This is a genomic window from Nocardia huaxiensis (assembly GCF_013744875.1).
Lineage (GTDB): Bacteria > Actinomycetota > Actinomycetes > Mycobacteriales > Mycobacteriaceae > Nocardia > Nocardia huaxiensis.
Genome location: NZ_CP059399.1, coordinates 1896594 through 1910355 on the forward strand (window position 1 = coordinate 1896594; position 13762 = coordinate 1910355).

Consider the following 13762-nt stretch of genomic DNA (forward strand, 5'->3'; position numbering starts at 1 on the left):
TAACCGGTGCCCCCGCGCGTCGTCACACTCCCGTGCGTGCTAAAGGGTCCGCGTGTCCCGTCGGAGGGGGTGATCTGCGGGGACCTGGACCAGCACGATCGGCGTGCCGTCCGGATCGTGCACCCAGAGTTCGATCAAGCCCCATGGTTCCTGCTTGGGGCCGCGCACGATTCGTACGCCTTTGAGCGCGAGCTCCGCGGCGGCGTTCTCGCAATCGCGCACCTGCAACCAGATCGCCCCCGCGAACCCGGCCGGATCGTCGTCCTTGCGACCGTGGCCGGCCACCTCCAGCAGGGACTGCCCCGCGAAGAAGACGGTCCCGCCCGGATACTCCCGGGCGATGGCCAACCCCAGAGCATCCCGGTAGAACGCCAGCGTCCGCTCGTAGTCGACCGGACGCAGGATCACTCGACTGCCCAGAATCTCCATACCGAGACCATGCCACCTCAGAAGTAGTACGGGTACGGCTTCCAGTCGGGCTCGCGCTTTTCCAGGAAGGCGTCGCGGCCCTCGACGGCCTCGTCGGTCATGTAGGCGAGGCGGGTCGCCTCACCGGCGAACAGCTGCTGACCGACCAGACCATCGTCCTGAAGGTTGAAGGCGTACTTCAGCATCCGGATGGCCTGCGGCGATTTGCCCAGAATGTCCTTGGTCCATTCCAGCGCCACGTCCTCGAGTTCGGCGTGGTCGACGACCGCGTTCACCGCGCCCATGGCGTGCATCTCCTCGGCGGTGTACGGCCGCCCGAGGAAGAAGATCTCGCGAGCGAACTTCTGCCCCACCATCTTCGCCAGATACGCGCTGCCGTACCCGCCGTCGAAGCTGCCCACATCGGCGTCGGTCTGCTTGAACCGCGCGTGCTCGCGCGAGGCGAGAGTGAGATCACAGGTGACGTGCAGGCTGTGGCCACCACCGGCGGCCCACCCGTTCACCAGCGCGATGACGACCTTGGGCATGAAGCGGATCAACCGCTGCACCTCGAGAATGTGCAGCCGCCCGGCGCGGGCCTGATCCACGGTGTCGGCGGTCTCGCCGCTGGCGTACTGATAGCCGCTGCGCCCGCGAATGCGCTGGTCGCCGCCGGAGCAGAAGGCCCAGCCGCCGTCCTTGGGGCTCGGGCCGTTGCCGGTGAGCAGCACCGCGCCCACATCGGAGGTCATGCGCGCGTGATCGAGTGCGCGGTACAGCTCGTCGACGGTGTGCGGGCGGAAAGCGTTGCGCACCTCCGGCCGATCGAAGGCGATCCGGACGGTCCCCTGATCGATGTGCCGGTGATATGTGATGTCTGTGAGGTTCTCGAACCCGGGGACGGGTCGCCAGAGCGCTGCATTGAAGGTCACGGGCTTGAACATAGTGCTAGGGCGCACCTCACAGTGACTCCGACTTGGCCGTATTTGTCTTCGGCACGCTCGAACGCGTTCGCGGGATCGCACCTGTCGCCGTGGCTCGAAGATTGCCAAACTGGGCAGTCTTATTTTTCTGATACTGCCGGTCAGTGAACATCGCGAATCTGAAACGCTGCCAACCGATTGCGGAGGCTTTACAGTGCAGTTGCTGCGTGTGCGGCAACAGCCACGACGGCACCGTGTGCGCGGGGACACAGGTGCGTATAGTTGCGTGCGCTCGTTCATCGAAAAACTATCCGGAGGAACCTGAAAGTGGTTGCAGCACTGTCTGAATCCCTGCTCGATGACACCAAGCGTGCGGCCTTCCTGGCCGACGCCCAGGAGGTTCTGGACGCGGAGGTGTCGGGCAAGGGCGGCGCGTCGGGCCTCGCCGTGAAGGGTGGCTACGCCGCGATCAAGAAGGTCAGCCCCACCATCGTCGGTGACGCGCTGGCGTCCTTCGCCCCCAAGCTGGTCGGTCAGCTCGAGCCGTACTGGGCCGAATACCAGGCCAACCCGGCCGGCTCCTTCGCCGACCTGCTGGTCTCCAAGCAGGACGAGGTCGCCGAGGCCCTGCTCGCCGTCACCGACGCGCGCGCCGAGGCCTCCTCCCGCCCCGCCCTCACCAAGGTGTACAACTCGCTGCGCGGTTCGGCGAAGAAGCATGTCGCCGAGGCTCTTCCGCGCGTGGGTGACCTGGTTCAGCGCCACGCGTGAGTTTCCGGGGCGGCGCGAAAGCGCTTGCCGCCCCGAGAAACAGCAAAAGCCGGGTTCGCGTTCCTGCGGGACGCGAACCCGGCTTTTGTTTTTCGCTTATCCGGCGGCCTTGCCGATGCGCCAGTAACCGGTGAAAGTGATGTCCGCCTTGGGGATTTGGCGATCGTGGACCAGATGCCGGCGCACGCCCGCGACCAGGGCCTGCTCGCCGGCGAGGAAGGCGTAGACGCCGGTGGCCGGAAGGTCGGCGCGGCGCGCGGCATCGGCTGCGAGGGCGCCGATTTCGCCGTGCGCGTCGGTGCGGACCAGCCAATTCACCTGGACCCCAGCGGGTTCGCCCAGATCCTGTTTGTCTTCTTCGTTCGGAATCTCGAGGTAGGCCGCGCCCTTCAGATCCCGCGGGGCCGAGCGCAGCGCACCCGCGATGGCGGGCAGCGCGCTCTCGTCGCCGACCAGCAGGGTGAAATCCGCGTGCTCGGGGAGCTGGTACATGATGCCCTCGTCCAGCAGGCCGATCTTGCTGCCCGGGGTGGCATTGTTGGCCCACGTCGAGGCCGGGCTGTCGTCACCGTGCGAGACGAAGTCGATGTCGATCTCCGCGGTGCTGCCGAACTCCCCGAAACCGGCAGCACGGTAATCGCGCACGGTGTAGTTGCGCACCAGCGGCCGGTGCTCCTTGCCCATCATGAGGTACTGCGCGTACCAGCCCAGGCTGCTCGCCGAGGTCGGCAGCTTCAGGCCGCCGTCCTTGCCCGGCATGAACAACCGGAACCACTGGTCGAATCCCATTGCGGTGAACGACCCCAGCCCGTCGCCACCGATGGTGACGCGGACGAAGTTCGGGCTGATCCGCTTGCTGGCCAGAACTTCCGCGGTGAGGATCTCCCGGTGTTCGGGCTTGAGGTACTTGGTGCGCTTCGCCATGGGCTTAGGTTAGCAAAGCCTAACCTGCGGGAATAGGGCCGCGTGCTGCGAGGAGCGGGTCCGCCGAGCGGGTGTGAGCGGGCTGACGCAGCGCGATGATCGACTGTCTGAGAGGCTGGTGGTGTGAACCCTTCGACAGCACAGGCGCAAGTCGTCGTGGATGAACTCGCGCGCGGGGGTGTGCGGGACGTCGTCCTGTGCCCCGGATCCCGAAACGCTCCGCTGGCCTTCGCATTACAGGCCGCGGACGCCGCCGGGCGCATCCGCCTGCACATGCGCATCGACGAGCGCGGCGCCGGGTTCCTCGCCATCGGGCTCGCCGCGGCCTCCGGCCGGCCGGTCCCGGTGGTCATGACCTCGGGCACGGCTGTCGCCAATCTCGGGCCCGCCGTCCTCGAAGCCAACTACGCGCGGCTGCCGCTCATCGTGCTCAGCGCCAACCGGCCCTACGAGATGCTCGGCACCGGCGCCAACCAGACCGTCGAACAGTTCGGGCTGTTCGGGTCACAGGTGCGCGCGGCCATCAGCCTCGGCCTCGCCGAGGACGAACCGGGCGATCACCTCTACAGCAAGCAGAACAGCGTGTGGCGCTCCGCGGTCTGCCGCGTGCTCGCCGCCGCCCGCGGCACCCGCTCCGGCAATGCCGGGCCCGTGCACTTCGACATCCCGCTGCGCGAACCGCTCGTCCCGGACGCCACCGCCGGGGATCTGCTGCCGCCCGGCCGCGCCGACGACCGGCCTTGGACCGCAACGCAATACGCGACCCTCGACGTGCCGCTCGACATCGATCTCACCCCCGACACCGTGGTCATCTCCGGCCACGGCGCGGGGCACCGGCCCGAACTCGCGGCCCTGCCGACCGTCGCCGAACCCACCGCGCCCATGCACGGGCCGCCGCTGCATCCCCTCGCGCTGCCGCTGCTGAAACCCAAGCAGGCCATCATCACCGGACGGCCCACCCTGCACCGGCAGGTGTCGAAGGTGCTCGCCGATCCCGAGGTCACCGTGTACGCACTGACCACCGGCCCGCGCTGGCCCGACGTCTCCGGCAATGTGGTCGGAACCGGTACGCGCGCGGTCACATACGGCGCACCGCGGCCGGAATGGCTGGAGCTGTGCCGGGATCTGAACGAGAAGGCCACCCGCGTGGTCCGCACCGAACTGTCCGGGCATCCGAAAACCACCGGCCTGCATGTGGCGACCGTGGTCATGGACGCGCTGCGGGAAGGTGATCAGCTGCTGCTGGGCGCGTCCAATCCGGTGCGGGACGCCGCGCTCATCTCGCATCCGAAACCCGGTGTGCGCGTGCTGTCCAATCGTGGCGTGGCCGGAATCGACGGCACCGTGTCGGCGGCCGTCGGTGCGGCACTGACACATTCGGGCCGCACCATCTCGCTCATGGGCGACCTCACCTTCCTGCACGATGCCTGTGGCCTGCTCATCGGCCCCGGCGAACCGCGGCCGGAGGACCTCACCATCGTGGTCGCCAATGACGACGGCGGCGGCATCTTCGAACTCCTCGAGCAGGGTGATCCGCAGTACGCGGGCGTGTTCGAGCGCGTCTTCGGCACCCCGCACGGGATGGATCTGGCCGCGCTGTGCGCCGCCTACCGGGTGCCGCACCGGCAGGTCGATCCGGCCGAACTCGCCACCGAACTGGCCGGGCACGCCCACGGCATTCGCGTGCTGGAGGTCGTCACCGAGCGCTCCAGCCTGCGGGAACTGCACGCGGGCGTGCGCGCCAACGTGGCGAACTAGTACGCGCCGCCGGCGGCCTCGTCGTATTCGTCGTCCAGCGGGACGGGAATGGCCTGTTCGACGAGGTCGCCCTCGGCGGCCGTCCAGCCGATGTCGTCCTCGGGCACGGGCGGGATCTCGGAGTTCGCGTCGCTCGATTGCTCCGCCTCGGCGTCGGGATACGCCGGGATCTGCTGTTCGACGAGATCGGCCTCGGATACCGCGTCCATGATGCGATCGTTCATCGTGTGCTCCTCTCCGCCGGATCGGCCTGGCCGCTGCAGTCGGGACACCTTCGAGGATGCCCTCCGATCTACTCGTCGTCCAGGGGGCCCGGATCGGCGGGATGCTCGACCAGCGCCAGCACCCGGCCCGACAGGAAGCGGGCGGTGCGCACCGCCGTGCCCGTCCTGGTCACTTCACTGACCTCGACCACCCCGCGCGCGATGCGCACCTCGACCTTGCGGCCGGCGCGGGTAGCGGTCACCTCGTAATTGCGGGAACCGTCGCCGGTATCGACGACAATCTCCACTCGATCACCCTTCATCTTCCAATTCTCCTCCCCACCAGCGATTTTCGCCGCTAACGAGTCGGTTGCGACCGGTCGGTGCACGTGCATTCCGGCGCGACGCGATGAATTCCGGTGCAGCGGGTAGTCCTCATTCGTGAGCGTGGCCGCCGCCCGGCGACCGCCCGCGCCTCTGGGAGGACCCATGAACACTCCGCAATTCGATCTGGAACCCGCAGCGACGGACATGGAGGCCGTGGTCGCCGGCATCGGCGACTCGCAGATGGATGCCCCCACCCCGTGTGCCGGAACCTCCGTGCACATACTCCTCGCCCACGTCGTGGGCCTCACCGAAGCCTTCCGGCAGGCCGCCACCAAGGAAATGCTCGGCCGCTCGCAAACTCCCGCCTCGGCGCGCCCGGAACTCCCGCACGACTGGCGCAATCGGATACCCGCCCAGCTCAAGGCCCTGGTCGCCGCGTGGCGGGAACCCAGCGCCTGGACCGGTGACACCGAAGCCGGCGGCGTGCAGCTGCCCGCCACCCAGATGGCCGAGATCGCCCTGAACGAACTGGTCGTGCACGCCTGGGATCTGGCCCGCGCCACCGGCCAGCCCTACCTGCCCGACTCCGACGACCTGAACATCCTGCTCGACATGCTCCGCGACACCCCCGCGGAAGGCACCCCCGGCCTGTTCGGACCGGTCATCCCCATCCCCGACAACGCCTCCACCCTGGACCGCGTGCTCGGCCTCACCGGCCGAGATCCGGCCTGGACCGCACACAAGGCGACCGCCTGACCTTCCGGGCGGGGATCAGGGTTGCCGCTCAGGCGAATACGCCCGCTTCGGCGGCGAGGGCCGCGGCCTCGGCGGCCGAGGCGGCGGCCGCGTCGTCTATCGGATCGCCGCTGGCGAGGAGGCGATAGTAGAGCGGGGCCGACACGGCGGAGAGCACCGCGTGCGGGTCGGTGCCGGACGGGAGTTCGCCTCGGGCAATGGCGGATTCGACGACGGGGGCCCATTCGGCCAGTCGCGTCGCGTAGAAGCCGTGCAGGGCGGTGGCGGTCGTCTCGTCGCCGGTGGCCGCCGCGATGAGGGCGCGGAACAGGGGGCCCTGGCGGGGATCGGTGAGGGTTTTGGCGACCAGGCGGGCATTGGCCAGCAGGTCAGTGCGCAGCGAGCCCGTATTGCTGTGGGGGAGTGAGCTTTCCGCCATCTCCACCAGTAGATCCGCCACCAGTCCGGCCGGCGTGCGCCAGCGGCGGTAGACGGTGGTCTTGCCGACTTCGGCGCGGGCCGCCACTTCGGTCAGATCCAGTGCGGCATAACCGCGTTCGGCGAGGAGGTCGCCCGCGGCGCGCAGCACCGACTCGCGCACGCGGGCGGTGCGGCCACCGGGACGGATCGAGCCGGGGGCGGCTGTGTCCGAGTTCATAACGGGCCTCCAGTTTCATTTACGGCGACATGAGTGTAGCGTCTCCGGTGTTAACGAAACAGTAGTCCCGTTAGGAGAAGGCAATGGAATACCGTCGGCTGGGCGCATCGGGTCTCATGGTTCCGGCACTGAGCTTCGGGGCCGGTACGTTCGGCGGGCGCGGCGAACTGTTCAGCGCCTGGGGCGACACCGACGCGCAGCAGGCGCGCAGGATGGTCGACATCAGCCTGGACGCGGGCGTCACACTGTTCGACACCGCCGATGTGTACTCGGACGGGGCCTCGGAAGAGGTGCTGGGAGAGGCGATCCGGGGCCGCCGCGATCAGCTGCTGATCTCCACCAAGGCCGGACTGCCCACCGGACCGGCCGCCGCTGACGCGGGAACCGGGCGCGCCCGCCTCATCAAGGCCGTCGAGGCGTCACTGCGCCGCCTCGGCGTCGACCACATCGACCTGTTCCAGCTGCACGCCTTCGACGCGGGCACCCCCGTGGAGGAAACCCTTGCGGCCCTGGACGATCTGGTGCGCGGTGGCAAGATCCGCTACGTCGGCGCCTCCAACTTCGCGGGCTGGCAGCTCATGAAATCGCTTGCGGCAGCGGACAAGCACGGCTTCCCCCGCTATGTCGCGCATCAGGTGTACTACTCGCTGGTGGGCCGCGACTACGAGTGGGAGCTCATGCCGCTGGGCGTGGACCAGGGCGTCGGCGCGGTGGTGTGGAGCCCGCTCGGCTGGGGGCGGCTCACCGGGAAAATCCGTCGCGGACAGCCGCTTCCGGAAGGCAGCCGGCTGCACAAGACCGCCGAGGCCGGACCGCCCGTGGACGACGAACTGCTCTACGACGTGGTCGACGTGCTCGACGAGATCGCCGCCGAAACCGGCCGCACCGTGCCGCAGATCGCACTCAACTGGCTGCTCACCCGGCCCAGCGTGGCGACCGTCATCGTGGGCGCGCGCAATGAGGAGCAGCTGACGCAGAACCTGGGCGCGCTCGGCTGGAGCCTGACGCCCGATCAGGTCGCCCGCCTGGACAAGGCCAGCGCCGTCACCCCGCCGTACCCCTACTACCCGTACTACCGGCTGCCCGACTTCGCGCGGCTGAATCCGCCTGCGGTGTAAAGACAAACGTGGACCCCGGCCAAGCGAGGCCGGGGTCCACGATTACACAGTGTGGAGAAACCTGTGGATCACGGGGCCGAGTTCAGCCCGCGCTCCAGCACCTCCCACGAGGTCTTCAGATCGTCCTGCCAGTAACCCCACGAGTGCAGGCCCACATTGCGGTAGACGAACGTCGCCGGGATGCCGAGCGAGTTCAGCTTGGCCTCGAAGTTGTGGTTGAACAGGTTGATCGCGCCCTCGATGATCATGCCGAGCGCGATCGTCTTCGGGTACTCCGAGGTGTTCGTGGTCGCCCACTTGCTGCTCGGCAGATCGTAGGCGCCCGGAATGCCATTGCCGGTCGACACGAAAAGCTCTACGCCACGCAACTTTTCGGCCTGCACGGTGGGATCGTTCTCCACCCACAGCGGATTGTCGGTGGTGCCCCACATGTTCTCGTAGGTGCCGCCGCCCCAATCGTTGACGGTCAGCCGCACGGCCTCCTGCGCGATCGGGTCACTGGTCTGCGTCAGACCCGAGTACACCGCCGCCGCTCGGAACAGGCCGGGATTGTGCGTCACCAGGTTCAGCACCGAAAGCCCCGACATGGACAGGCCCGCAATGGCATTCACGCCATTGGAATTGAGCGCGGCGTCCATGAGCGTCGGCAGTTCCTTGCCGATGTAGGTGTCGTACTTGTAGACGCCCAGCTTCGGATCCGGCTTCAGCCAGTCGGTGTAGAAGCTGAACCCGCCGCCCAGGATCTGGATGACGTTCACGTTCTTGTCCGACAGGAACTGCATGGCATCGGTCTTGCCCTGCCAATTCGCCTGCTCCGCACCGCCGTCCGCGCCACTGAGCAGATACAGGTTCGGCCGCGAGACCGACGTGTCACCGGCCGTCATGACCTCCACCGGCAGCACGGTGTCCATGGCCGCGGAGTAGATGTCGAAATGCAGGGTGCGGGCATCGACGGGAACGATGTTCTTGATGTACGAGCCGTCCGCGGACCGCACCGACGGAATGGTGACCTGCGGCTTGGGGCCGCCGCCCTGGCCCTCCGGTCCCTGGCCCTCCGGCGCTCCCGCCGGCGGATTACCGCCCTGCGGTTCGGCGAGCGCCTGCCCGCCGAGGCTCAGGGACACGGCGGTCACCATGGCCGCCACGGCCGTACGCATGATTGTTCGACGGATCAAAATCCCCGCCCCTCCCGAATTCCCTCATCAGACCGCCCCGTGACGGCAAACTACGCCGTCGATCAACATACCTTTCCGGGCGCGCGGTGACCATGCGGCCCGGCATTCCCGGAAGTCGCGGAATCAGTACACGTCACGGACGTAGCGCTTCTCGGCCACCAGTTGCTTCTTGAAGGCCAGCGCCGCGTCCTCGCTCAGCTTCCCGTGAATGCGCGCGATCTTCAGCAGGGTGTCGTCCACATCCTTGGCCATGCGGGAGGCGTCACCGCAGACGTAGAAGTGCCCGCCTTCGCGCAGCCATGCCCACAGCTCGGCGCCGTGCTCGATCATTCTGTGCTGCACGTAGATCCGCTCGCGCTGGTCTCGCGAGAACGCCAGATCCAGGCGGGTCAGGAAGCCGGAGCGGAACATGTCCTCCAGCTCGGCCCGGTAGTAGAAGTTGTCCTTGGCGTGCTGGTCGCCGAAGAACAGCCAGTTGCGGCCCTTGGCGCCCATGGCGCGGCGCTCGTGCAGGAAGCCGCGGAACGGCGCGATGCCGGTACCCGGACCGACCATGATCATCGGGGCGTTCGGGTCCAGCGGCGGCCGGAAATGCGGTGCGCGCTGCAGGAAGATCGGCACATCCAGATCGGCCCGATCCGCCAGGAACGTCGAACTGACGCCGCCGCGCCGGGCCGCCGAACCGATGGCGGCCGGGTCGCCGTAGCGCACGACGCCGACGGTCAACTGCACTTCCTTCGGGCTCACCAGCGGGCTCGATGAAATCGAATACTGGCGCGGCTGTAGCTTTTTCAGCGTCCCCAGCCATTCCACGAGATCGGCCCGCACCGGGAAATCGCGCAGCACGTCCACCGGCTGCCGATCCCACAGATATCCGTCCAGCTCATTGCGATTGTCCCGCCGCAACAGCTTGGCCAAGCGCGGGCTCGCATTCCGCTCCGCGATGAACGACAGCAGATCCGAACTGACCTTCGTGATGTCGAAATGCGTGCGCAGCGCCTCGGCCAGCGTCAGCTCCCGATCCTCCACGTCGATCAGCCGGTGTCCCTCCAGTCCGGTCACCGCGAGCCACTCCGCCACCAGCGCTTCGCAATTGGCCGGTTTGATGCCCAGCGAATCGCCGACCTCGTAGGTCACATCCAGCCCACTGAGGTCGAACCCGAACTGCCGCACCTCTTTCCCGGAGCCCGCGCGAGACAGCAGCTCATTGGTCACCAGGGGGGCGGGCAGTGGCGCATTGCGCGTGAACGGAGCGGCCGGCGACCGCCGCGCCCCGCCGAGCGAGGTCGGTGCGGCTGTCGCCACGCGCCCGGCACCCGGCCGGACGCCGGTGGCGGTCGCTACCCCGCCGGAACCTGTGACCGTACCGGCGACGCCCGCCGGACCGCCGAAGCTGCGCGGATTCGCGAAACGGCCGCCGCCTCGGGCCGGCCGAGCAAATCCTCCATTCGGACCAGAATTATTGCCGTACGGACCAGTTTGATCGCCGTTCGGATCGATTGAGGTGCCGTTCGGACCGAGCTCCGGGCCATCGGGGTGGTTGTCCGCTGCGGACGGACGGTCGGCGTCGGCGCTGCCCGTGCTGTCGGCGTTCATACTCTCCGGCGCGAGCGCGACGAGGACGTCCGCCATCCACTGCGCGGACAGATCCTCGTGATCGGGTTCGCTGTCCACGCGCGGGAGCAGCCGGGCCGCACCGCGTTTGGCGAGGAGCTCGTCGAGTTTGCGGCCGTGGCCGCAGAAGTCGTCGTAGGAGGAATCGCCCAGGGCGAAGACGGCGTAGCGGACGCCGGTGAAACGGGTCGCGCTGTCGGACAAGCGTTCCCAGAAATCCGCGCCATTGTCGGGCGGGCCGCCGTCGCCGAAGGTGCTGCTGACGATCAGGACATCGCCGGACAGGTCGGTGAGCTCGGCCGAATCCATATCGATCAGGCGTGGCTGGAAGCCGGAATCGGCCATGCGCGTGGCGATCTCGGCGGCCAGCTCTTCGGCGGTGCCGGTCTGGGACGCCCAGAGCACGGTGATCGTCCGGGTGCTCGCCGGGCCGGCGTCCGTGCTCGACGTCGTGACGGCGGGGGAGCGGTCCGCACCGAATTCGGTCGGCGCGTCGCCACCCGCGGTGCGCGAGTACATGCCGGCCAGCAGGCCGTCGATCCACATCCGGCTCGCTCGCGACAGCGGCGCGGTTTCCGGCAGCACCGGCTGCCCGGTCACCGGAAGCGATTGCAGCGCAGCCAGATAACCGCCCAGATAGATGCGCTCCGTCTCGCTCAGCATGGGCGCGGTCGCGGTTTCCAGACCGAGCATCACCGCCAGCGGATGCGGTCCGCCGCTCCCCGTCATCCCGGCATGCTTTTGGCCGGGATCCATCACAGTCGGCTGGTCCTCTGATGGTGTGGATCCCGGCCAAAAGCGCGCCGGGATGACGGCGGCTGGGGAGGTCGCGTCCTGGTTCTGCGGTTGCGCGTCGGGCAGGACGGACACCTTGCGCAGGTGTACCGCGCACGCCTTGAACTCGGGCTGCAGGGAGGCGGGATCGACGGCATCGTTGGTGACGGCATTGATGGTCAGATACTCACCCTGTTCATCGTTCCAGTGGAAGGGCGCGAAGCAGGTGCCCGGCAACACCCGGTCGCTGATCACCGCGGGGAGCACGGCTCGCCCACGGCGGGAAGCGATTTCGAGCTGATCGCCCGCGCGCAGGCCGAGCGCGGCGGCATCGTCGGGATGGACCTCGACGAACGGCTTGCCGTTCAGCTTGGTGAGCTTCGCGATCTTCCCGGTCTTGGTCATGGTGTGCCACTGGTGCTGCAGGCGACCGGTATTGAGCAGGAACGGGAAGTCGGCATCCGGCATCTCGGCGGGCAGCAGGTGCGGGCGCGGCCAGAACACGGCGCGACGACTGGGTGTGGCGAAGGCCAGCCGCGGAGTGCGGCCCTGCGCGTCGGTGAACAGTTCCTGGCTCACGCCGTCGTTCACGTAGCGAATCGGATTGCGGCGCTGGGCGGGATCGGGGCACGGCCACTGCATCGGGCCCTCGCGCAGCGCCTCGTAGCTGATACCGCGCAGGTCGTATCCGGTGGCCGGATTCGCGAATCCCCGGATCTCCTCGAAGATTTCGGCGCTGGAGGCGTAGTCGAAGCCCGGGAACCCCATGGCCGTCGCCACCTGCGCGATGAGCTGCCAGTCCGGGCGCGCCGCACCCACCGGAGCCACCGACCGCTGCAGCAGCGTCATGGTGCGTTCCGAATTCACCATCACCGCATCGGCTTCCGCCCACAGCGTGCCCGGCAGCAGTAGATCGGCGTAGGCGGTGGTGGCGGTGTCGGCGTACACGTCCTGCACGATCACCAGATCCGCGGCCTCCAGCCCGCCGATCACGGTCTTCCGATTCGCGATGGAGGCAACGGGATTGCTGCAGATGATCCAGGCGGCCTTGATGCGCCCGTCCTCGAGGCCGCGGAACATCTCCACCGTGCCGGGACCGGCCTCGGAGCGGATGGCGCCCGGTTCCAGCCCCCACGCCCGCTCCGCGAACGCGCGATCACCCTCGGCGAGCACACTGCGCTGACCGGGCAGACCCGGTCCCATGTACCCCATTTCGCGCCCGCCCATGGCGTTCGGCTGCCCGGTGACGGAGAACGGCCCGCTGCCGGTCCGGCAGATCGCGCCGGTGGCCAGGTGCAGGTTCACGATGGCGTTGGTGCTCCAGGTGCCGTGGGTGGACTGGTTGATTCCCATGGTCCACAACGACATCCACTCACCGGCCGCGCCGATCCACTCGGCGGCGGTGCGAATGTCCGCCTCGTCCAGTCCGGTGATCTCTGCGACGATCGCGGGCGGGTACGCGGCCAGGAACTCCGGCATCGCCTCCCAGCCCTCGGTGTGCTCGGCGATGAATTCGCGGTCCACCCAGCCGTTTTCGACCAGCAGGTGCAGCAGCCCGTTCAGCAGGGCCAGATCCGTGCCGGGCTTGATCTGCAGGAACAGATCCGCCCGCGCCGCGGTATCGGTGCGCCGCGGATCCACCACGATGAGTTTCGCGCCCGCCTTGAGTCGATCGGCCATGCGCAGGAACAGAATCGGATGGCAGTCGGCCAGATTCGCGCCGGTGACGAAGAACAGATCCGCGTGATCGATGTCATCGTAGGACCCGGGCGGCCCGTCCGCGCCCAGCGACTGCTTGTAACCGGTCGCGGCGGAGGCCATGCACAGCCGCGAATTGGCCTCGATGTGCACGGTCCGCAGATAGCCCTTGGCGAGTTTGGTTGCCAGATACTGCGCTTCGATCGACATCTGCCCGGACACGTACAGCGCGATGGCGTCCGGTCCGTTCGTGTCGAGGATCACCCGCAGCCGTTCGGCGGCCTCGCGCACGGCCTCGTCCACCGGGACGGGCACCGGCGCCTGCCCGCGCTCGGGTCGGCGGAACGCGGTCTCCATCCGGCCCGGCGTGCGCATGAGCTCGGCGTGCGTCGCGCCCTTGGTGCACAGCCGCCCCCCGTTCACCGGGTGCAACTTGTCGCCGCTGACCTTCGCGATGACGGTCGCCCCGGACGCGTCGGCCTTGGTGTCGACGGTGATGCCGCAGCCCACACCGCAGTACGAGCACGCCGTGCGGGTGCCCGTGGCGGGGGTGGCTGCATCCGTCATGTCTCCGATGATGGCCATCCCCGATTGCGGGAGATTTACCGAACGTTATCGGCAGATGACAAAAATCCTCACCGCCGCGAAAAACGGCGGTGAGGGCGGAAAATCGGTG

12 protein-coding genes are annotated in these 13762 nt (G+C 68.1%); 4 read left to right on the forward strand and 8 right to left on the reverse strand.

Going from position 1 to position 13762, the window contains the following annotated elements; all coding sequences use genetic code 11:
* Positions 1–39 precede the first annotated feature (39 nt).
* Positions 40–429 (reverse strand): VOC family protein, encoded by a 390-nt coding sequence (locus tag H0264_RS08620; protein WP_181583479.1) that lies wholly within the window; start codon positions 427–429, stop codon positions 40–42.
* 17 nt (positions 430–446) lie between these two features.
* The gene (locus H0264_RS08625; protein WP_181583480.1) at positions 447–1340 is read right to left on the reverse strand and encodes a 1,4-dihydroxy-2-naphthoyl-CoA synthase; all 894 of its coding nucleotides are present in this window, start codon (positions 1338–1340) and stop codon (positions 447–449) included.
* A 318-nt stretch (positions 1341–1658) separates the two neighbouring features.
* Between H0264_RS08625 and H0264_RS08630 the strand changes: the two genes are divergently transcribed.
* Positions 1659–2102, forward strand: a complete 444-nt coding sequence (locus H0264_RS08630) for a DUF6918 family protein (protein ID WP_181583481.1) — start codon at positions 1659–1661, stop codon at positions 2100–2102.
* Between the two features lie 96 nt (positions 2103–2198).
* Here H0264_RS08630 and H0264_RS08635 read toward each other — a convergent pair whose 3' ends face one another.
* Positions 2199–3026 carry a siderophore-interacting protein gene (locus tag H0264_RS08635; protein WP_181583482.1) on the reverse strand — a complete coding sequence of 276 codons (828 nt, stop codon included), beginning with the start codon at positions 3024–3026 and terminating at the stop codon, positions 2199–2201.
* A gap of 123 nt (positions 3027–3149) precedes the next feature.
* On the opposite strand from H0264_RS08635, the gene menD reads away from it, so the two are divergent.
* Positions 3150–4784: a 2-succinyl-5-enolpyruvyl-6-hydroxy-3-cyclohexene-1-carboxylic-acid synthase gene (gene menD / locus H0264_RS08640; RefSeq protein WP_181583483.1), complete on the forward strand. Its 1635-nt coding sequence runs from the start codon at positions 3150–3152 to the stop codon at positions 4782–4784.
* On the opposite strand, the gene H0264_RS08645 is transcribed toward menD, so the two are convergent.
* Together H0264_RS08645 and H0264_RS08650 are read right to left on the reverse strand one after the other, a co-directional pair.
* Entirely contained in the window at positions 4781–5008 is a 228-nt protein-coding gene (locus H0264_RS08645) for a hypothetical protein (RefSeq protein WP_181583484.1), read from the reverse strand. The two genes, menD and H0264_RS08645, sit on opposite strands and share 4 nt — an antisense overlap.
* Before the next feature lie 68 nt (positions 5009–5076).
* Positions 5077–5310 (reverse strand): hypothetical protein, encoded by a 234-nt coding sequence (locus tag H0264_RS08650; RefSeq protein WP_181583485.1) that lies wholly within the window; start codon positions 5308–5310, stop codon positions 5077–5079.
* Positions 5311–5476: 166 nt separating this feature from the next.
* Here H0264_RS08650 and H0264_RS08655 point away from each other — a divergent pair, with 166 nt between their 5' ends.
* Positions 5477–6070 (forward strand): TIGR03086 family metal-binding protein, encoded by a 594-nt coding sequence (locus tag H0264_RS08655; protein ID WP_181583486.1) that lies wholly within the window; start codon positions 5477–5479, stop codon positions 6068–6070.
* Positions 6071–6098: 28 nt separating this feature from the next.
* Here H0264_RS08655 and H0264_RS08660 read toward each other — a convergent pair whose 3' ends face one another.
* The gene (locus H0264_RS08660) at positions 6099–6707 is read right to left on the reverse strand and encodes a TetR/AcrR family transcriptional regulator (RefSeq protein ID WP_181583487.1); all 609 of its coding nucleotides are present in this window, start codon (positions 6705–6707) and stop codon (positions 6099–6101) included.
* A gap of 83 nt (positions 6708–6790) precedes the next feature.
* Here H0264_RS08660 and H0264_RS08665 point away from each other — a divergent pair, with 83 nt between their 5' ends.
* Positions 6791–7825 carry an aldo/keto reductase gene (locus H0264_RS08665; protein WP_181583488.1) on the forward strand — a complete coding sequence of 345 codons (1035 nt, stop codon included), beginning with the start codon at positions 6791–6793 and terminating at the stop codon, positions 7823–7825.
* Positions 7826–7893: 68 nt separating this feature from the next.
* Here H0264_RS08665 and H0264_RS08670 read toward each other — a convergent pair whose 3' ends face one another.
* The gene (locus H0264_RS08670; protein ID WP_231083487.1) at positions 7894–8982 is read right to left on the reverse strand and encodes an alpha/beta hydrolase; all 1089 of its coding nucleotides are present in this window, start codon (positions 8980–8982) and stop codon (positions 7894–7896) included.
* 141 nt (positions 8983–9123) lie between these two features.
* Positions 9124–13653 (reverse strand): bifunctional nitrate reductase/sulfite reductase flavoprotein subunit alpha, encoded by a 4530-nt coding sequence (locus H0264_RS08675; RefSeq protein WP_181583489.1) that lies wholly within the window; start codon positions 13651–13653, stop codon positions 9124–9126.
* Positions 13654–13762 lie beyond the last annotated feature (109 nt).